This is a genomic window from Chryseobacterium sp. RU37D, from assembly GCF_900156075.1.
GTDB lineage: Bacteria > Bacteroidota > Bacteroidia > Flavobacteriales > Weeksellaceae > Chryseobacterium.
In genome coordinates, this window is record NZ_FTMM01000003.1 from 101146 (window position 1) to 119474 (window position 18329).

Genomic DNA, 18329 nt, shown 5'->3' on the forward strand with positions numbered 1-18329 from the left:
ACAAAATTTGTCAATATTTTTCTAATTTATATAATACTATAAACCTAAATTAAAAGCATAAAATAGCAAAGAATAGAAATTCCTATTCTACGCTAACTAAGCTATTATTCTTTCAGTATAAGAGAATTATTAGCAGGATATTAACGAAATATACCACATCACATAAATATTTTTCACACGGCACAATCATTGCACGCTCTTACACAAAACGTAAGACAATGAAAGCAATTTGGAACGGCGCCATTGGCTTTGGTCTGGTCAATATTCCTGTAAAGATTTACTCCGCCACAGAAACCAGCAAGTTGGATTTGGACATGCTCGATAAATCCGATTTTTCGAATATTAAATTCAAAAGAGTAAACGAAAGTACAGGTAAAGAAGTGAAATGGGAAAACATCGTAAAAGGGTATCTTATGGACGACAGGTACATCATTCTCGATGAAGAAGATTATGAAGCGGCAAGCCCTGAAAAATCAAAAATACTCTCCATTGATCAATTTGTAAAAGAAAGAGAAGTAGATTCAGTATATTTTGAAAATCCTTATTATCTGGAACCTCAGAAAAATGGCGAGAATGCGTACAGGCTTCTGCTAAAAGCCTTATCAGAAACAGAAATGGTGGGTGTCGGAACTTTCGTGCTTCGGGAAAGTGAAGCCATCGGAATGATCCGTCCTTACAATGATGAGGTTTTGGTTTTAAACCGATTAAGATTTGCTCAGGAAATACGAGATTATAAAGATCTAAAAATCCCGGCAAAAAAAGCCCCGAAACCAGCCGAACTTAAAATGGCAATAAGTCTTATAGAACAACTTTCACAGGAATTTGATTCTTTCATGTATAAGGACACCTATTCGGAATCTTTATTGAAGATTATTAAACAAAAAGCGAAAGGCAAGAACGTTAAAGCTAAAAAAGCGGAACCCGCCAAAGAAGGTAAGGTGATTGACTTAATGGCACAATTAAAAGCCAGTTTACAAACTTCCAAATCCAAAAACGCATCGTAATGGCTCTCAAAGATTATAACGCAAAAAGAAAATTCGACGAAACCAGCGAACCTAAAGGAAAAACAAAAAAAAGTAAAGATAAACTCATTTTCGTAATTCAAAGACATGCTGCTTCAAGGCTTCACTATGATTTTCGGCTGGAAATGGAAGGCGTTCTGAAAAGCTGGGCGGTTCCGAAAGGTCCGTCATTAGACCCTAAAGACAAACGCCTGGCGATGATGGTGGAAGATCATCCTTACGATTACAAAGATTTTGAAGGAAATATTCCCGAGGGAAATTACGGAGCCGAACAAGTAGAAATATGGGACAGCGGAACATACGAACCTTTAGACCAAAATTCAAAACTTTCAGACGAAAAAGAATTGTTGAAAGAACTAAAAGCAGGTTCGTTAAAATTCGTTTTACGCGGAAAAAAATTAAAAGGTGAATTTGTTTTGGTTAAAATGAAAAATGCAGAAAATAATGCATGGCTTCTCATTAAACACAATGATAAATTTGCAGAAGAACATTATGATGCCGAAGAAAATACAGCCAAGAATTCTCAGGTTACAAAATTTTTAGAGGAAAAAAAAAGCCTAAAAAGCAGCAAAAAGAAGTCATAACTTCCGATACAAAGCCAAAATTTCAGCGATTTAATTCTTTAGTTGACGAAAAAAAAATAAAGAATTTCATCAAGCCCATGCTTGCAAAATCTTTTGAAAAGCCATTCAACGATGAAGAGTGGATTTTTGAAATCAAATGGGATGGCTACCGCGCTGTTGCCGATCTCAGCAAAGATCAGCCGCTCTTCTACTCCCGAAACGGAACTTCTTTCCTGTCAAAGTTTGAAAAAGTAGCCAGAGACTTCAAAAATCAGACCCACAACATGATTCTGGACGGTGAAATTGTGGCTTACGATGAAAATGGAAGACCAAATTTTCAGCTGCTTCAACAAATTGGTGACAATCCTAACCTGGCCCTCGTTTACCAGGTTTTTGATCTGCTTTGGCTCAATGGCCATTCTACGGAAGAACTGCCTTTAACCCAACGAAAAGAATTATTAAAAGAAGCATTGGTTGAAACGGATGTTATTAAATACTGCGATCATATTCAAGAAAAAGGTATTGACTTTTTTAATCAAATGAAAAAAATGCAGTTGGAAGGAATGATTGCTAAGAAAGCAGACAGCCTTTATGTGGAAAATCACCGCACTTCAGACTGGCTGAAAATAAAATTTACCAACACGGAAGAAGTCATTATTTGCGGATTTACCGAACCTCGAGGCTCTCGCGAAGGCTTCGGAGCGCTGATTTTAGGGAAATATATTGATGGAAAACTAATTTATGCCGGACACACAGGAACCGGATTTAATCGAGATCTGATTCATGAAGTGTTGGAGAGATTAAAAAAATTAATCATAAAAAATTCTCCGTTTGAAAATATTCCGAAAACGAATATGCCTGTAACCTGGACAAAACCAGAATTGGTCTGCGAAATAAAATATTCTGAAATCACCAAAGACGGAATCTTCCGACATCCTGTATTTGTCGCGATTCGTGAAGATAAAAATCCTGAAGATGTAAATGTAAAACCAAAAGAAATGAAAGCTAAAACTTCATCAAAAAAAACAGAAACTTCCGAAAAAGAAAAGGAAATCACACTGAATAAATATAAAGTAAAACTGACCAATCAGGATAAAATTTACTTTCCGAAAGATGATATCACAAAGGGTGATGTGATTGAATATTATCAATCCGTTGCCGAATATATTCTGCCACATTTAAAAAACCGCCCGCTTTCTCTGAACCGTTTTCCCAACGGAATTGAAGAGCAGAGTTTTTATCAGAAAGATGCAAATGATAATATTCCAGACTGGATCAAAACGACACAGGTTTATTCGGAATCTAATGATAAGTACATCGATTACATCTACTGCAATGACAAGGCTACCCTAGCTTATCTAAATAATTTAGGCTGTATTGATCTGAATCCGTGGAATTCTTCCCTACCCGATCTGGAACATCCTGATTTTCTGGTTTTAGACCTTGACCCTTCTAAGAAAAATATATTTGATGATGTTATTGAAAACGCTTTACAGGTGAATGAAGTTTTAAATTCAATTAAAATTAAAGGCTATTGCAAAACATCAGGAAGTACGGGAATTCATGTCTACATCCCAATGGGCAGAAAGTATGACTTTGATCAGGTAAAGGATTTTGCACATATTTTAATGAAGCAGGTTCACGAAAAACTTCCAGAGATCACCACCTTAGAAAGAAGCTTGCAGAAAAGAGATGATAAAAAAATATATCTCGATTATCTTCAAAACAGAACCGGACAGACTTTAGCGAGCGCTTACAGTTTGCGACCAAAAGAAGGAGCCTCCGTTTCAATGCCTTTGGAATGGGATGAATTGAAAAAAGGGTTGAAGCCCACGGATTTTAATATTCATAATACTTTGGAAAGAATTAAGGAGAAAGGAGATTTATTTAAGCCTGTTTTGGGGAAAGGAATTGATATGATGAAGGCACTGGAATTGTTGGGGAATTTAAAGTAATTTATTTAATAATAATATTAATCATTCTTTTTATTACGAATTTCGTTAGGGTAATTTCGCCACCAAACTTTCCGGCAACATTTTCAAAATCAAATAAATCATCTTCCATTTAAAATTTGGGACAATGCTAAAAGAATTTCCGGCATTGACAATGAATTTTGCAACGTAATCTGGTTCCATGATCAGATTTTTGTTGAGTTCTAAGCCAACATTAATTTTTGTATTGATATAGCCAATTACTAAGGCATTCACTTTGATATTTCTTGAAGCCAACTCCTGCCTTAATCCCGCCAAATAGGTTGTAAATGCAGCTTTTGTGCTTCCGTATACGAAATTGCTTTTTCTTCCGCGCACTCCTGAAAGAGAGGATAAGCCAATAATTCTTTCTAAATTTTTGTTGCTTTTATCCATTGCGATAATATTCAAAATAGAAACTGCTCCCATATAATTGACCTGCATCATTTGCTGAGCCCCCTTAAAATCGGTTAAAGCTTTTTCATTTTCCACTAAAAAACCCGCTGCATACACCACAATATGAGGCTTTACAGGAAGTTCATTGTAAAATTTTTGGTGGGAATCAAAATCTATTGAATCAAAATATAAAGCCGTAACCTTTGCATGAAGATTGTTTGCCTCAACAAAACTCTCTAAAGAATTTGTGTTTCTGGAAGCTGCAATAACGGAAAAACCTGTTTCAACGTATTGTTTAACAGCCTGTTTTGCCACATCGGAATTTGCGCCTAAAATGAGAACGGTTTTGCTTGTCTCTTGATTCATGAGGCAAAGATAATTTAAAACACAAATATTTACACTAATGGACACTAATAGTTATTTGGAAGAGCTTCATCTCTTATCTAGATTCCAACACATTTTATATGAAAATGATATAAAAAGTTTCGGCGGGGTGAGCTTTGCTCACCCCGCCGAAACGAATATCTTTCAGAAAAAAAATTAATTTTTCTCTTCGATCTCTTTTTTGTCTGTTGATTTATCAGCAGCTTTTGATTTATCTCCAAAACGGGCTTCTGTAAATTCTCTTGAAACTGCAGCTTTTTCGAATTTCAATTTTCCTGATAATGTTTCAATAATAAAACCGTCATCATGAACCTGGGCAATTCTTCCGTGAAGGCCAGACGTAAGAACCACTCTCGTTCCTACTTTAAGCGTTTCCTGGAAATTTTTCTCCTGCTTCTGTTTTCTCATTTGAGGTCTTATCATTAAGAAATAAAAACCTACAAACATCACTCCCATCATGATCAGCATCATTGAAGAGTTACCTTGTGGCTGTGCCTGCAAAAAGATTGTTAGCATATGCATTATATTATGGTTGAATATTTGCGGTGAATGTTAATTTAACAGGAGCTTTTTCTACGTTCGCAAAAACATCAGCATATTTCTGAACATTTCCGTCAAAATTTGTAGAATCAAAATGTAATGTAATTTTTCCTTTTTTACCTGGCATGATTGGATCTTTAGTAAAGTCAGGGGCTGTACATCCGCATCCAGGCTTTACTTCAGAAATTACCAACGGATTTGTACCTGTATTGGTTACTTCATAAACGTGTTCTACTTTATCTCCTTTTTTGATATTTCCGAAATCGAAATTGCTTTCAGAAAGAGCGATGGTTGTGAATGGCTGCTTTGAAGCAGGAGTTGCCGCTGTAGTTTCAGCTGAAACAGAAGTCGCAGCAGAATCTCCGGGGGCTGCAACTGGAGCAGCTGCAGGATCTGGAATTACAGCAGTTTCCGTACCTATCACCTCTTTATTTTCCTTTTTACAAGAAACCCAACCAAAGCCTATAATAGACAAAGCGATAATTGATAACGTTTTTTTCATATGATTAAATTATATTCTGTTTAAATCTTTACAATATTTATCCAAAATCCCATTAATGAAGATATTCGAACGGTCTGTAGCAAACACTTTTGCAATTTCGATATATTCATTAATAATGACTCTTGAAGGAGTAAAAGGAAAATTATCAAGCTCCGAAATAGCAGTTGATAAAATTACTTTATCCATTAAAGAAACCCTTTCCAGATCCCAGTTTTCGAGTCTTTCTTCCAGTTTTTTTTCATTAGTTTCCCAGTTGTTTAAAGTATCTCTCAGCAATTTACTGGCAAATTCTTTATCATCTTCATCTTTAATCATTTTAATTAAAGTCCTGCTTTCTTCATCTTCTTTCAGGAAACCAATTGTTTTCTGAACCATTGAATTGGCGATGTGAATATCATCATACCATGAAAGTTCCTTATCACCAAGATAATCGTGGAAATCGTCATTTTCGGCAATATACCTTAAAAACAATTTCCCGATGAATTTCTGATCATCCTCAAAAGAAAATCCCTCTTCCTTCATAAAATCCTGATAACGTTTTCCTGCAGTGATTCTCTGGAAAGTCTTTACCAAAAGGTCATCGTGAAGATCCCATTTCAACTGCTTATGCTGGCCTGTGAAAAACAATCTCTCAGGATTCTCTTCCAGCTTGATTAAAACTTGATTATTGATAAATTTTTGGTTAGGATTAATATCAGCATCGGTTTTGATATATTTATTTTTACCGATCTCAATTTGGTGTTCTGCCAGCATTTTAAGCGCCACTAAAAAATTAAGCTGATAGATATAAAGAAAATAGATTTTCTCTATTCCGGTAAACATATTTTTCTCTAATACATCAAATTTAAGAGGATTCTGGTAATAAGAATACACAGTCTGTACTACTTTTTCACGGATTTGTCGTCTTCCTAACATTCAAAGAGCTTTTTATGGGTGCAAAGATACAAAATTTAAAATTGATGAAATTCGTAATGTTGTGACATTTTCGTAATTTTGTAAAAGTTTATGAAAGCGTTAAAAACTCTAAACCCCTATTTTTGGAAACACAAAATATTTCTATTTTGGGGTGTATTATTTATCATTGCCAGTAATTTTTTCAATATATATAAAGTACAGTTTGTAGGAAAATCTGTTGATGAGCTTACCAAAAATGGGAACCTGGGCTTCAACCAGCAGGTTCTGATCTACGTTGCTATTATTGTCGGATGTTCATTACTTACCGGATTTTTCACTTTTATGATGCGCCAAACCATTATCGTAGCATCAAGAAGAATTGAATATGAACTGAAAAATAAAATCTACAGACATTATCAGGATTTATCTTTAACGGATTATAAGCTGACCACTATCGGAGATTTAATGAACAGATTGAGTGAAGATGTGGTTGCGGTAAGAATGTACTTGGGGCCCGGAGTAATGTATGTGGCCAACTTGATTGTTCTTGTTTTGATCACAGCTATTTATATGATAAAAACGGACGTTTCAATGACGCTCTGGACATTGCTGCCACTTCCGATTCTGTCATATGCCATCTATAAGGTAAGCTCAATCATTAATCAGAAATCGAAAATCATGCAGAAAAGCCAGTCTGCGATTTCAACTTTTGTGCAGGACAGTTTTTCCGGAATCCGTGTGGTGAAATTTTTCGCAAGAGAAAAATATATCAAAAAAAATTATGGAGCTAAAGTAACCGATTATCAGAACAAGGCCCTAGATTTAGCAAAAACTGAAGCATATTTCTTTACTATTATTTTATTTGTAATCGGGTTATTAAACGTTGCCATTATATGGATCGGAGGTGAAAAATATATTGCAGGAGAATTAAGCATTGGTAAAATTGCTGATTTTTTCATGTATATTAATACCTTGATTTTCCCTTTTTCAATGGTGGGTTGGGTAACTTCTGTTAATCAGAGAGCGGAAGCTTCCATGCAGAGGATCAACGAATTCATGGATAAAAAAAGTGAAATTATTAATACCAATTTTGATACTTATGAAATCAAAGGAGATATTGAATTTAGAAACGTTTCTTATGTATATCCCAATACCGGAATAAAAGCTTTAGAGAATGTAAGCTTTAAAGTAAATACAGGAGAATCCCTGGCGATCATGGGTAAAACCGGAAGCGGAAAATCTACTATCGCTTTACTCTTGTGTCGGTTGATCGATCCTACAGACGGGGAAATTTTAGTTGATGGTAAAAACTTAAGGGAGCACAACTTAGAAAACTACAGAAACTTTATCGGATATATCCCACAGGAAAGCTATCTTTTTTCAGACTCTATTGAAAATAATATTGGTTTTGCCATCGATAATCCTACCCATGAAAAAGTAGTGGAATATGCAAAAATTGCCGACGTTGATAAGAATATTGTAGAGTTTAAAGATAAGTATAATACCATGGTTGGTGAACGAGGAGTGATGCTTTCCGGGGGCCAGAAGCAAAGAATATGTATTGCAAGAGCATTAATTAAAAAACCTAAAATCATTATTTTTGATGATTCATTGTCGGCTCTAGACACCGAAACCGAACAGAATATTCTGGAAAATATCGATGGAAAAATCATCAATGCAACATCCATAATCATCACACACAGAGAGTCTAGCGCGCAGAGAGCTGATAAAATTATTAACCTCACGGAAATTGCCAATTCCACAACTGCATAGCAGATTCATTCAGAAATGTTAAATAAATCATAAAAAAAATTTTGTTATTAAAAGAAAACTTTTATATTTGTTCTCAACAAGATTAAAAAATATCTAACAATGAGTGAATACAAGGAACGCCATGAAAATGAAATTTTCACGAAGGTGTTAAAAGCAGGAAGAAGAACTTATTTCTTTGATGTGCGTGAGACGAAAGCAGGAGATTATTATCTTACGATTACCGAAAGTAAAAAGAACTTTGGTGAGAATGGGGAAGCTACATTCGAGAAGCATAAAATTTACCTTTATAAGGAGGATTTTAAAAGTTTTCAAGAGATGTTTAATGAATCAACAGATTTCATCATTAACGAAAAGGGTGAGGATGTAATATCTGAAAAGCATGATAAAGACTTTAAAAGCAGATCTTACACGATAGATTCTGACGACGAAGTTTAAATATTTTAATAACATTAAAAACACAAGCATCTGGAAAAAGATGCTTTTTTTTATTTCCAAAAAATTCACTTTTCCTTATTCTTGATAAATGGTTTACAAAAGTAAATGTCTTTATAGTCATTTTACATTTATATGCTATGCATATAATTTTTATTACGAATTATGCATTTTTTAAAAAAATAATTACTAGAATTGTTACCAAAATTTAAAATAAATTTTATAATTAAATATGATATAAACATTTTAAATATATATATATACATGGAAAAAAAATTACTCCCTTTTCTTCTGGCATCTGCATTCTGCTTTGCCCAAAATTCATTAATGGTATCTCCTCAGACAGGAAACATGATTACTTCTGGGACAATCAACGATTTTAAGCTCATCAGCAATGGAAATAGTGTGGCGTTGGTTGCTACAAATAATGCCACCGGCAAGGTATTCATTGTAGATGTAAACGACAATAATCCCGCAGACAAAGCTGCTAACACTATCCCGACTAGTTCTAACAATGTAAAAACAAGAATAGAAGCTGCGATTGGACAAACTATTTCTAATATAAAAAACATTGAGGTGAATCCTATTTCCAATGCTGTATATGTAATGGCTATGGCCAATGCAACACCCTATTTTGTAAAACTTACCAATGCAGGAAATACGATTACAGCCCTGAACTTTAATACAATGCCATATTGCACATTAAACTTTACTGCTGCAAATTGTTCTTTCCAGGATATAGCCTGGGGTGGTAATAAACTTTTCGTATCAAGTAACCATAGTACTTTGAATGGAGAGCTTGGCTACATTACCGCTCCCTTTACTAACAATGCTACAATTACAAAGCGATCAACCACTATGTTTAAATCTAACTGGGGAAATATATATATCACAAATGCTCCATTAGAAAAGTTGAATTATATAAAAATTAATAATACTGAATTCTTATGTGGTACTACAACTTGCGCGCCAGGTTATTCGGAAACTGTATCTTCGCTCACTGATAATTCAGGTCTGTTTACAGTACGAGAATCATTTGATGTAGTGTCTGATTTCTCAGTAAAAACAATTCCTATCAATAACGGAAACGAAGCCTATCTATTAGACCTGCACAATAATGGCTGGAATAGTACAATTTACAGAATCGGAAAAAAATTTCTTGACGGAACTCCATTTACCAATAATACCTATAATAGTAATGCAGTTGAGCTGAGAGATTTTAACGGCGCCGTAAATCCAAATCTTACTGCAGAAGAAATGATGAGTTTCCCTGGTAATTTCTCTTCAATGGCTTATTACTCACCTTGTGAGCTCCTTACATTGTCTGCAGATTACCAAACATTAGGAAAGCTTAGCGTTTGTACTGCTGCTTTAAATGTTGAAGAACAAGATGCTAAAAATTTCAAATTTGAGATATCTCCAAATCCAGCATCAGATGTCTTAACTATTTTCTATGATGATAAGCTGTATAAAGATACTGAAACCTCAATTTATAGCTATGATGGAAAGCTTATCAGGAAACAAACTCTTGATCCCAACAACAAGAAAATTTCAATTTCAGATTTACAGACAGGAAATTACCTGTTAAAATTTAGTAATAAAGGGGTAAGTCTGGGTTCTAAATCTTTCATAAAAAAATAATTTAATAAACAATCTTCTAAATAATGTGCGGACAAAATCCGCACATTATTCTTTAATGTAAAAATTTTAATTATGAAAAGAATAACAATAGTTAATCTAAAGTATTTGTTTATACTTTTTTTTATCTTTTCGTATAATTTCAGTCATTCACAGCAAATATATATTGGTGCGAAAAAACCTAATAGACCTTTATTTAAAGTATTCCCTGTATCCGAAGATAATAAACAACCCTCAGACCTGTTAAAGGTCTTTATGATTCAGGAAGGAAAGGAATCTCAAACGCCACTCCTAGGCACTTATTCCAAAATAAAAGATACAATATTTTTTGAACCTCAGTTCGAATTGGAAGACGGCCTTTCATTTAATGCTCACTTTTATTATAAATCCGATACTGTAAAAAGTTTATATAGAACCCCACCCATTAATCTTAGCATTAGCAATAATGTCGTAGTAAAAGAAGTATTTCCCCGAAGTAATAAAATCTCTAGGAATATACTCACTTTTTATGTTGAATTTTCAGAACCAATGCTAGAGGATGAATCTGCCTTCAGATATGTTAATTTATACAATGAAAATAAAGACATCGTACCTCATGTCTGGCTAAATAAAAGCAGATGGATCACCAATAAGATATTAATGCTGATGATCCATCCCGGAAGAGTAAAAAGCGGGATTTCATATTATGAAAATTTAGGTGACATTTTTTATGTAGGAAAAAGGTATTATTTGGAGATTACCGACAAAGTACAGCCATTACACAAAAACTCAAAAGTAAAACCCTTTATAAAAGAATTTGAAATTATTGAACCAACAACCAGCTGCCCACAAATCCTACAAAATAAAACTAATACACCAAAGAAAAATACTCAGGAAAAACTGAAAATAGTTTTTGATAAGCCTATGGATCTTTATTCTATTCTTGACGGAATATCTATAAATATATACAAAACTGACATAAGTGTTGAAGGAAAACTTCTTCCTGGATCAACTGATAAAGAATGGTATTTTGTACCTGATAAACTGTGGACAGAAAAAAAATATACATTAATTTTCAAGAAATATGTTTCCGATCCTTCCGGTAATGGCCTTATAAGGTCATTTGAAACTACTTCAATGAAAAAATCTTACACAAAAAATATTGTTAAAAGAATAAATTTTAAAACAAATTAAAAATTTAGAATATTCTAAATTAAAAACAAAAAAACCCGCTTAAATAAGCGGGTTTTTTTAATCTGGGTGGATGACCGGGATCGAACCGGCGACCTTTAGGACCACAATCTAACGCTCTAACCAACTGAGCTACAACCACCGTTTTGCGTTTGCAAATATAGCAAAGAATTTTTAACTACCAAACTATTCCGTTAAAATTTTTCATCGCAATCAACTTCTCAGACGTAAATCCCTCAGCATAAGTCACTCCCGATAACCGGCCTAAATCCTGGGCACGGTAAGTCAGGCTTTCATAAAAGTCTTTCGTGGTAATGGGAGTTTCCGGTTCTTTAGAAGTCGGGTCATAAAACTGGGTTTTGAAAGCCATACAAGCTTCAATTTTTGTGTGTAGATGCTTTGATATATCAATTACAAATTCCGGTTTTATATCTTTCCATTGTATATAATGGAAAATATGTTTCGGTCTCCAAACCCCTTGATTTTCACCTTCCAAAACAGTTTCTATTTTTCTTAATCCGGCTAAAAAGCATGCATCCGATACTAATTTTGCTCCTTTTGCATGATCCGGATGCCTATCATCAATTGCATTGGCCAAGACGATTTCCGGTCTGTATTTGCGGATCATTTTTACGATCCTCATTTGATATTCTTCAGAATTTTCCAAAAATCCATCCTTCATTCCAAGGTTTTCTCTTGCCACTACACCTAAAATTTTTGCAGAATCTGCAGCTTCCACCTTTCTTGTTTCATCAGTTCCACGTGTCCCCAGTTCACCTTTTGTAAGATCAACAATAGCACATATTTTCCCTTCGGAAACCATTTTAGCGATTGTACCGCCGCAACCTAATTCTACATCATCAGGATGCGCTCCAAAAGCAAGTATATCTGTTTTCATGCCTGCAAATATAATATTTAAAATAAAAACTTCCCAAACATTACAATTGGGAAGCTATAATATATAATTTAAATTTTAAATTATTTGTTAATCTCTGTATTTAATTTTACAGCATCTTGATAATTAGGATCCAATTGAACAGATTTTGCCACATAATCTTTAGCTTTAGCCAAATCAGAATCTTTGCTCATATAGGCTACTGCAAAATAAGCATAAGCCAATGTCTGCTTGTTAGCTTCCTGTTCTGTGGGTTTTATGGTACTGATGAATTTTTCGTAAGCAATTTTTGCTGCATCATTATTTCCGGCCTGCTGGTAAGAATATCCTAAACTATAATATCCAGGGGCCCAATCCGGAAGAAGCGTATTCATTTTCTGCCAGGTTTGGATAGCACCTTTCCAGTTTTTAGCATCCTGATAAGCAGTTGCTAATTTAAATAATGAATCTGTATCATCCGCCTTCGCAGCTACTTTTTGTTTTAGACCTTCGATTGTAGGGTTAGTAGGACCAGCATCCACATCTGCTTGGGAAGCCACTCCTCCACCAGCGATTTTAGCTAATTCCATATCCCATTTCATTGTTTCATCTTTAGCTGCCTTTGCTATAGCAATTTTTTGCTGAGCTTCTGTAGTTAAAGCTGTTTTTTTAGTAGCATCAGTTTCAGTTTTAGCTAAACCTGCTGCGATCAATCCCTGAAGACCCTGGTCTGCAGGCTGTACTCTTAATTTATCTGCCTGAGAAAGGAAAGTATCCATATTTTGTTTAGCTTCCGCATATTTTCCTTCTCCGTATGCCTGATAAGCTCTTAATTTAAACTTAATTGGATCATTGATTTTATCAAAGATTTTATCTAAAACCTGCTTAGAATTTGCATAATCTTCATTAGTAAAATAAAGCTTAGAAATTTCTAATTGAGTGTAAGGGTCCTCATCAGCATATTTTGTATAGTTGATAAGGTCCTGAGTTGCTTTTGCATTCTGCTGGTATCTGATATCATAGGCAGCCATTACTTTATAAGCCGGTGCATAAGACTGATCTGTAGCAATTGCCTTTTCAATATTGGTTTTTGCTTGCTGCCATTGCTGTGCAGCCATCCATAAAGATCCGATTCTAGTATATACCGATGCTTTATTTTTAGCTAAAGGTAAAGCTTTTTCATATGCCGTCATCGCATCACCAGGCATTCTTTTCAATCTGTAAGCATCTCCTAATGTATAATAGTAGTGTGCAGGAACTTCTTTTTTAGAAGCTCTTTCGATAGCTTTATTCAAATAGTCAATAGCTAAGTCAGGAGAGTTATTTTTTTCAAATAAAGTTAAAGCTTCAGCCGCTCTGAATAATACTTCAGCATCTTTCTCCTTTGAATCAGTTACAACTTTCTGGATTTCAGCGATGGCACTTTTATCACCTTTTCCAAGCTTTACGGCAGCTAATCCGATTTTATTTAAATAATTTTTACTGTCTGCAGCAAGACCTTTATTGAAGTTGTCTGTTGCCGCTGCGAAATCCGGCTCACCTTGCTTTAAAAATGTATTTCCTAGATAGAAATAGTTTTCAGCTTTAGGTGCCGCAGCAATCATATTCGTAAAATTAGTTTTTGCTTGAGCAAATTTATCACTATCGATACTGTTTATACCGTCTTGTACGGTTTGTGCAAAGGCAAAATTGGTAAAAAACACCACTGCTGCTCCAAAAGCAATCTTCTTTACATTCATATTCATTATATCTTTCATTATTATAATTCTAAATTGAGATAATTCATACACAATTTTCAGACCAAAATAGTGTAATTATTTGATGGATAATGTTAATTTAATATTTTTTAACGCATTTGAACTTCTCTTCTGTACAAATTATAAGGTTGCAGGCCTTCTTTTTGAACGATCATCTGCCCTAGCTGTGTACATGAATATCTTATAAATCCATTTGCTATATTAAAGTTTCCTTCATTAGTAAGGAAATAAAGAACCCTGGTAAACGGGTAATTCATTTTACGAAGGTTTTCGGAATCGGTATTATATAATTTTCCTTTATTTTGAATCGTAAGAATTTTCACCATATTTCTTAACTTTTCAGACTCTTTATCATAAGGTCTGCTGAACGTATTAAGGCCGATAACTCCAATTTTATCGGGATATTTATTTAATTCTTCTATAATATTTTTACTTCCGGGAATAACAGAAAATTTTAAATCTTTCGGCTGTTTCTTAAGCTTTTGTGCAACAAAATTCAAGTTACTTGAATTGGCTCCATCAAAAATAAACTGTTTATTATCAGATTGCATTCCCTGTGCAATTTCTTCCATTGAAATACTTTCTTTCGGAGAATCTTTGGGTACGACAAAGACTACTGCATCCGCTGCAAACCTTGCCGGTAAAAACTTCAAATCGACCCTGTCTTCGTACGTTTTAATCTCTTCGGGTGTCAGGTTTCTTGACATAACGACTATTCTTGCTTTGTCATTCAACAAATCTAAAAAGCCTAAGTCTTCTTTTTTCGTAGCTACTTTAATTTTCGTTTCAGGATAATTAATCATATATCCTTCTGCTAAAGCCTCCGTAACACTTTTAAATGATTCATCGGTAAGAATTATCATTTCACCTTTGTGATAAGACGGTGATTTATCCTCATTCTTACAGCTTATTGTGATAATACTAAGAAAAAATAGTATTATGAATGTAACACTATTCTTCATTTTTTGAATTTTTTATTCTTGAAATCGCCCTGTAAATTCTGAAAATGCCATAAAGAATCAGAAGTGCTCCCAATGCGTAAGCAACTACCGGCTCCAGAATGGTGAAAAAGAATTTGTAGAAAATAACTACAATTCCCAGAACGATATAAAACAATCCCGTGATAAGGGATAACCAATTGAACATCATATAACAAAAATACCAAAAAAAATAAAAAAGAGAGGCATAAGCCTCTCTTTTTTTAACTATTATTTAAAGATAATATTATCCTTCAAAGTTCATCTTAACAGGGAAACGGAATCTTGAACGAACCGGCTGGCCGTTTACTTTACCCGGATTCCATTTAATTTTTATACTCTTAACAGTTCTTTCAGCTTCTCTGTTCATATCTGAGTTTGGTCCAGTAGCCTTAACCTGGCTTAATGTACCATCTCTTTCAACAACAAAGGTAATTTCAGTACTTAATGTACCTTCGCCTTCTACCGATGAGTTATCAAAATTATCTGTAAATTTAGATCTGAACCCATTAAGCCCCCCTGCACTGAAGTCAGCTGCCTGGTCTACAGATTCGTAAACGTCATTGGTAACCTGTGGCTTAACTTCAACAGTTGTTGCCTTAGTACCTGTAGACGGTGGTGGTGGTGGTGGGGTATAAGCCGGAGCTTTTACACCTTCCTGATTCACCAAACCTGTAGTAGTTTCCAATTGCTTAGAAATTGGCGGTGGTGGCGTTTCAATTTTCGGAGCCTTTACCGGCTCAGGAACCACGTTTTGAATAATTTCAATTTTCTCTTCCTCTTTTGGAGGAGGTGGTGGTGGGGGTGGTTCTTCTTCTTTTGGCTGCTCGATAATTTTATCTTCCTGAAGAATCTCTACTAAATCTGCCTTTACTTCCTGCTTAGGTGGTTCAGTAAGCCTCTTAATGGTAAGATAAATGAATGGAGATAATGCCGCGATAAGGAATAATGCTGTTCCAACAATGAAAGACTTTGTCAATAGTTTTGGATACTGATGTCTTAGATCGTATGCACCATATTCCTTGTTTCTATTTTCAAATACAATCTCGTCTAGTGTAAGACTTGGATCGTATGCATTTTCATTTGCCATAGATTTACAATTTTATGGTTTAAATTACTTTGTAGCCGGTGTTCCTGAGTTACCTACTTTTCTGTCATAAATGGCTTTTTCCCAAGGCTTAACATCAGTAACCCCGTACTGTTCGCTCTTTGTAATTGCCATTTCATCAAGAATATCCACAAAGTTTTTATATACAGCATCGTCAGTGGGTTTGATAATCACAGTAAACTTAGATTTATCAGCCGCATTTGCTTTTGCCTGCTCAATTATTTTCCTAACTCCTTCTCTGTCGAAGGTAGTTTCGTTAAGATTCTGATCAGTCAGAGATGTATTGTCTTGCTGGTGCCAGAAAATCTTATTGTCTTTACCTAATAATAAAGATATAGAGTTAGAAAGTTTAATTTCTGTTGGAGGTGGTTTTTTGTCTTTATCTTTCGGTTTTGCCGGAAGACCCAAATCCATTACATTCGGTTTAGAGAATGTGGTTGTGAACATAAAGAAGGTAATCAATAGAAAACCCAAGTCCACCATCGGAGTCATATCAACTCTGGTACTCTGTTTCTTGGAACGTACCTTGCCGCCTTTGGCGCCCTTTTCCTGTACTTGTACTTCTGCCATTTCTAATCGATATTATTCGTTAGGTTTACCTTCTTGTGATGTAATCAACCAAAATTTAAGAAAATCAATATCTCTTAAACCTTCAAATAAGCTTTTAACTTTTGGATACTTCGTAGTAACGTCACCTTTGATTGCTAATTTGTAATCAGGATTTACTTTTAAACTCTGTTCTACCCAATCTACTAATTGCTTATTTGTACTATCCATAGGAATCCCTGTAGGACTCTTGAAATTCTTCTGCTCGTCATCTGGCAAATCAAGATAGCTTTTTAACTGGTTCATAGGAACCCCAATTGCCTGTACTTTCTGGAATGCAGCTTTTTCATTGTTGTCAAAAGTAACACCGTACTTTTTACCCATATTGTCTAAAAGCTGTAATCTTTCAGATGCATTTACTACTGGCTGGAAATAGAATTTCCCGTCCGGAGTAGCGTTGATGGTCATCAAACTTGCATCAGGAAGTAACTTCTCTGATATTGAAGATGGCGGTTTGATCTGCTCCACGTCAGGTTTTTTAAACTGAGTGGTCAAGATAAAGAACGTAAGTAGTAGGAACGCGACGTCACACATTGCCGTCATATCCGTCACTACACCATGTCTTTTAGGTTTGACTCTCGCCATTATTATTAATGATTTTTAATTAAACTTCTTTTTACTTGTATACAAATTCCTTGCTAATTCTTAGTTGAATTCAGCGAAAGACTGCTGGATACTCATTGCGATCTCATCGATCTTATAAGTCAATCCGTCGATTTTAGAAGTAAAGAAGTTATAAAGGATGATAGCGATCGCTGAAGTACCGATACCCAATGCCGTGTTAATCAAGGCTTCAGAGATACCTGTAGAAAGTGCAGCCGCGTCAGGAGTACCACCTCCAGAACCTAATGCAAAGAACGCCTTGATCATCCCGATTACAGTACCTAAAAGTGCTACTAATGTTGCAACAGTACCTAAAGTAGAAAGGATCATCATGTTTTTCTCTAACATTGGCATCTCAAGAGTTGTAGCTTCTTCGATTGCTTTGTTAAGCGCAACCATTTTTTGCTCTTTATTTAGCGTAGTATCGTGAGACAAAGCTTTGTAAGTAGTAAGACCTTCTTTTACTACATTACCCACAGAACCCTGCTGTCTGTCGCACTCTTCTAAAGCTTCATCAATTTTGTTTTGGTTTAGTAAGCTTCTTACTTGTACTACGAAGTTGTCTAGGTTACCTTTTCCAGCAGCTTTGCTAAGAACGAAATATCTTTCGAAAGAGAAAACGATTACCGTGATCATGAAAGTAATCAAGATAGGTACGATTACCCCTCCTTTGTAGATAATTCCCAAAAACGATTCTGGGTGAATGTCTTTTCCTTCAACACTTGAGAAAGCAACAGATCCACTTCCCAGTTTTTCTGCGTCTTTGAAATTCCCTGGGTTACCAAGAACGAATAAATAAATACAAACCCCTATTGCGAAAAGAATAGGAATAATTAAAGCCGGGTTAAGACCTCCTGCCTTTCTAGCAACTACTTGCTCATCATTTTTTGAAACATTCATTTCCATATTTAACTAAATTATATTGTTTTAAAAATTTTTACAGTTTGTAAATTAAAGGCAAAAAAAATTAAAATGCAAGAGTCTTAATTAAACATTTGCCTTTTTTTTGACAAAGAAATTTTAATACACTTTCGATATTATAATTATTTTCTCTTTTTTTGGCAATAATCCTTAAATTTAACATTTACGTTAAAAAATCAAAAAAATTAAACCTCCATTT

At 34.8% G+C, this 18329-nt stretch carries 19 protein-coding genes and 1 tRNA gene; 7 read left to right on the forward strand and 13 right to left on the reverse strand.

What is annotated here, in order from left to right; translation table 11 throughout:
* Positions 1–218: 218 nt before the first annotated feature.
* The 3 genes from BW926_RS02255 (at position 219) to ligD (ending at position 3540) form a co-directional block, all read left to right on the forward strand.
* Positions 219–1004, forward strand: a complete 786-nt coding sequence (locus tag BW926_RS02255; RefSeq protein ID WP_076443782.1) for a non-homologous end joining protein Ku — start codon at positions 219–221, stop codon at positions 1002–1004.
* A complete protein-coding gene (locus BW926_RS02260) occupies positions 1004–1606 on the forward strand; it encodes a DNA polymerase ligase N-terminal domain-containing protein (RefSeq protein WP_076443784.1) in 603 nt (200 codons plus the stop codon). Before BW926_RS02255 ends, BW926_RS02260 begins: the two co-directional genes overlap by 1 nt.
* Positions 1607–1683: 77 nt before the next feature.
* Positions 1684–3540, forward strand: coding sequence for a DNA ligase D (ligD, locus tag BW926_RS02265; protein ID WP_076443786.1), 1857 nt, complete (start codon positions 1684–1686; stop codon positions 3538–3540).
* Positions 3541–3585: 45 nt separating this feature from the next.
* Here ligD and BW926_RS02270 read toward each other — a convergent pair whose 3' ends face one another.
* From BW926_RS02270 to nusB, 4 genes are all read right to left on the reverse strand, one after another.
* The gene (locus BW926_RS02270) at positions 3586–4317 is read right to left on the reverse strand and encodes an SDR family NAD(P)-dependent oxidoreductase (RefSeq protein ID WP_076443788.1); all 732 of its coding nucleotides are present in this window, start codon (positions 4315–4317) and stop codon (positions 3586–3588) included.
* Positions 4318–4491: 174 nt separating this feature from the next.
* Entirely contained in the window at positions 4492–4851 is a 360-nt protein-coding gene (gene yajC, locus BW926_RS02275) for a preprotein translocase subunit YajC (RefSeq protein ID WP_083672241.1), read from the reverse strand.
* 10 nt (positions 4852–4861) lie between these two features.
* Positions 4862–5377 (reverse strand): DUF1573 domain-containing protein, encoded by a 516-nt coding sequence (locus tag BW926_RS02280; RefSeq protein WP_076443792.1) that lies wholly within the window; start codon positions 5375–5377, stop codon positions 4862–4864.
* 9 nt (positions 5378–5386) lie between these two features.
* Complete coding sequence (gene nusB / locus BW926_RS02285; RefSeq protein WP_076443794.1) at positions 5387–6292, reverse strand: transcription antitermination factor NusB; 906 nt, start codon at positions 6290–6292, stop codon at positions 5387–5389.
* 90 nt (positions 6293–6382) lie between these two features.
* Between nusB and BW926_RS02290 the strand changes: the two genes are divergently transcribed.
* From BW926_RS02290 to BW926_RS02305, 4 genes are all read left to right on the forward strand, one after another.
* Positions 6383–8044, forward strand: coding sequence for an ABC transporter ATP-binding protein (locus BW926_RS02290; protein WP_076443796.1), 1662 nt, complete (start codon positions 6383–6385; stop codon positions 8042–8044).
* Positions 8045–8143: 99 nt separating this feature from the next.
* Positions 8144–8479 (forward strand): DUF3276 family protein, encoded by a 336-nt coding sequence (locus BW926_RS02295; protein WP_002976288.1) that lies wholly within the window; start codon positions 8144–8146, stop codon positions 8477–8479.
* A 261-nt stretch (positions 8480–8740) separates the two neighbouring features.
* Complete coding sequence (locus BW926_RS02300) at positions 8741–10117, forward strand: T9SS type A sorting domain-containing protein (protein ID WP_076443798.1); 1377 nt, start codon at positions 8741–8743, stop codon at positions 10115–10117.
* Positions 10118–10189: 72 nt separating this feature from the next.
* Positions 10190–11287: a hypothetical protein gene (locus tag BW926_RS02305; RefSeq protein WP_076443800.1), complete on the forward strand. Its 1098-nt coding sequence runs from the start codon at positions 10190–10192 to the stop codon at positions 11285–11287.
* Between the two features lie 65 nt (positions 11288–11352).
* On the opposite strand, the gene BW926_RS02310 is transcribed toward BW926_RS02305, so the two are convergent.
* The 9 genes from BW926_RS02310 to BW926_RS02350 form a co-directional block, all read right to left on the reverse strand.
* Positions 11353–11426, reverse strand: a tRNA-His gene (locus BW926_RS02310).
* 36 nt (positions 11427–11462) lie between these two features.
* The gene (gene bshB1, locus BW926_RS02315) at positions 11463–12182 is read right to left on the reverse strand and encodes a bacillithiol biosynthesis deacetylase BshB1 (protein ID WP_076443802.1); all 720 of its coding nucleotides are present in this window, start codon (positions 12180–12182) and stop codon (positions 11463–11465) included.
* An 80-nt stretch (positions 12183–12262) separates the two neighbouring features.
* Positions 12263–13915, reverse strand: a complete 1653-nt coding sequence (locus tag BW926_RS02320) for a tetratricopeptide repeat protein (RefSeq protein WP_076443804.1) — start codon at positions 13913–13915, stop codon at positions 12263–12265.
* Between the two features lie 89 nt (positions 13916–14004).
* Positions 14005–14877 (reverse strand): PstS family phosphate ABC transporter substrate-binding protein, encoded by an 873-nt coding sequence (locus BW926_RS02325; RefSeq protein WP_076443806.1) that lies wholly within the window; start codon positions 14875–14877, stop codon positions 14005–14007.
* The gene (locus BW926_RS02330) at positions 14867–15064 is read right to left on the reverse strand and encodes a DUF308 domain-containing protein (RefSeq protein ID WP_179077972.1); all 198 of its coding nucleotides are present in this window, start codon (positions 15062–15064) and stop codon (positions 14867–14869) included. Before BW926_RS02330 ends, BW926_RS02325 begins: the two co-directional genes overlap by 11 nt.
* 75 nt (positions 15065–15139) lie before the next feature.
* Positions 15140–15982, reverse strand: a complete 843-nt coding sequence (locus BW926_RS02335; RefSeq protein ID WP_076443808.1) for an energy transducer TonB — start codon at positions 15980–15982, stop codon at positions 15140–15142.
* A gap of 24 nt (positions 15983–16006) precedes the next feature.
* Positions 16007–16570, reverse strand: coding sequence for an ExbD/TolR family protein (locus BW926_RS02340; protein WP_076443810.1), 564 nt, complete (start codon positions 16568–16570; stop codon positions 16007–16009).
* 12 nt (positions 16571–16582) lie between these two features.
* Positions 16583–17191, reverse strand: a complete 609-nt coding sequence (locus BW926_RS02345; RefSeq protein ID WP_076443812.1) for an ExbD/TolR family protein — start codon at positions 17189–17191, stop codon at positions 16583–16585.
* A 60-nt stretch (positions 17192–17251) separates the two neighbouring features.
* Entirely contained in the window at positions 17252–18115 is an 864-nt protein-coding gene (locus BW926_RS02350; protein WP_076443814.1) for a MotA/TolQ/ExbB proton channel family protein, read from the reverse strand.
* Positions 18116–18329 lie beyond the last annotated feature (214 nt).

What these genes read in the sequence shown, in the direction of transcription:
- BW926_RS02255 (WP_076443782.1), top strand. Translation starts at nt 219, where the DNA reads ATGAAAGCAATTTGGAACGGCGCCATTGGCTTTGGTCTGGTCAATATT.
- BW926_RS02260 (WP_076443784.1), top strand. Translation starts at nt 1,004, where the DNA reads ATGGCTCTCAAAGATTATAACGCAAAAAGAAAATTCGACGAAACCAGC.
- ligD (WP_076443786.1), top strand. Translation starts at nt 1,684, where the DNA reads ATGCTTGCAAAATCTTTTGAAAAGCCATTCAACGATGAAGAGTGGATT.
- BW926_RS02270 (WP_076443788.1), bottom strand. Translation starts at nt 4,317, where the DNA reads ATGAATCAAGAGACAAGCAAAACCGTTCTCATTTTAGGCGCAAATTCC.
- yajC (WP_083672241.1), bottom strand. Translation starts at nt 4,851, where the DNA reads ATGCTAACAATCTTTTTGCAGGCACAGCCACAAGGTAACTCTTCAATG.
- BW926_RS02280 (WP_076443792.1), bottom strand. Translation starts at nt 5,377, where the DNA reads ATGAAAAAAACGTTATCAATTATCGCTTTGTCTATTATAGGCTTTGGT.
- nusB (WP_076443794.1), bottom strand. Translation starts at nt 6,292, where the DNA reads ATGTTAGGAAGACGACAAATCCGTGAAAAAGTAGTACAGACTGTGTAT.
- BW926_RS02290 (WP_076443796.1), top strand. Translation starts at nt 6,383, where the DNA reads ATGAAAGCGTTAAAAACTCTAAACCCCTATTTTTGGAAACACAAAATA.
- BW926_RS02295 (WP_002976288.1), top strand. Translation starts at nt 8,144, where the DNA reads ATGAGTGAATACAAGGAACGCCATGAAAATGAAATTTTCACGAAGGTG.
- BW926_RS02300 (WP_076443798.1), top strand. Translation starts at nt 8,741, where the DNA reads ATGGAAAAAAAATTACTCCCTTTTCTTCTGGCATCTGCATTCTGCTTT.
- BW926_RS02305 (WP_076443800.1), top strand. Translation starts at nt 10,190, where the DNA reads ATGAAAAGAATAACAATAGTTAATCTAAAGTATTTGTTTATACTTTTT.
- bshB1 (WP_076443802.1), bottom strand. Translation starts at nt 12,182, where the DNA reads ATGAAAACAGATATACTTGCTTTTGGAGCGCATCCTGATGATGTAGAA.
- BW926_RS02320 (WP_076443804.1), bottom strand. Translation starts at nt 13,915, where the DNA reads ATGAAAGATATAATGAATATGAATGTAAAGAAGATTGCTTTTGGAGCA.
- BW926_RS02325 (WP_076443806.1), bottom strand. Translation starts at nt 14,877, where the DNA reads ATGAAGAATAGTGTTACATTCATAATACTATTTTTTCTTAGTATTATC.
- BW926_RS02330 (WP_179077972.1), bottom strand. Translation starts at nt 15,064, where the DNA reads ATGATGTTCAATTGGTTATCCCTTATCACGGGATTGTTTTATATCGTT.
- BW926_RS02335 (WP_076443808.1), bottom strand. Translation starts at nt 15,982, where the DNA reads ATGGCAAATGAAAATGCATACGATCCAAGTCTTACACTAGACGAGATT.
- BW926_RS02340 (WP_076443810.1), bottom strand. Translation starts at nt 16,570, where the DNA reads ATGGCAGAAGTACAAGTACAGGAAAAGGGCGCCAAAGGCGGCAAGGTA.
- BW926_RS02345 (WP_076443812.1), bottom strand. Translation starts at nt 17,191, where the DNA reads ATGGCGAGAGTCAAACCTAAAAGACATGGTGTAGTGACGGATATGACG.
- BW926_RS02350 (WP_076443814.1), bottom strand. Translation starts at nt 18,115, where the DNA reads ATGGAAATGAATGTTTCAAAAAATGATGAGCAAGTAGTTGCTAGAAAG.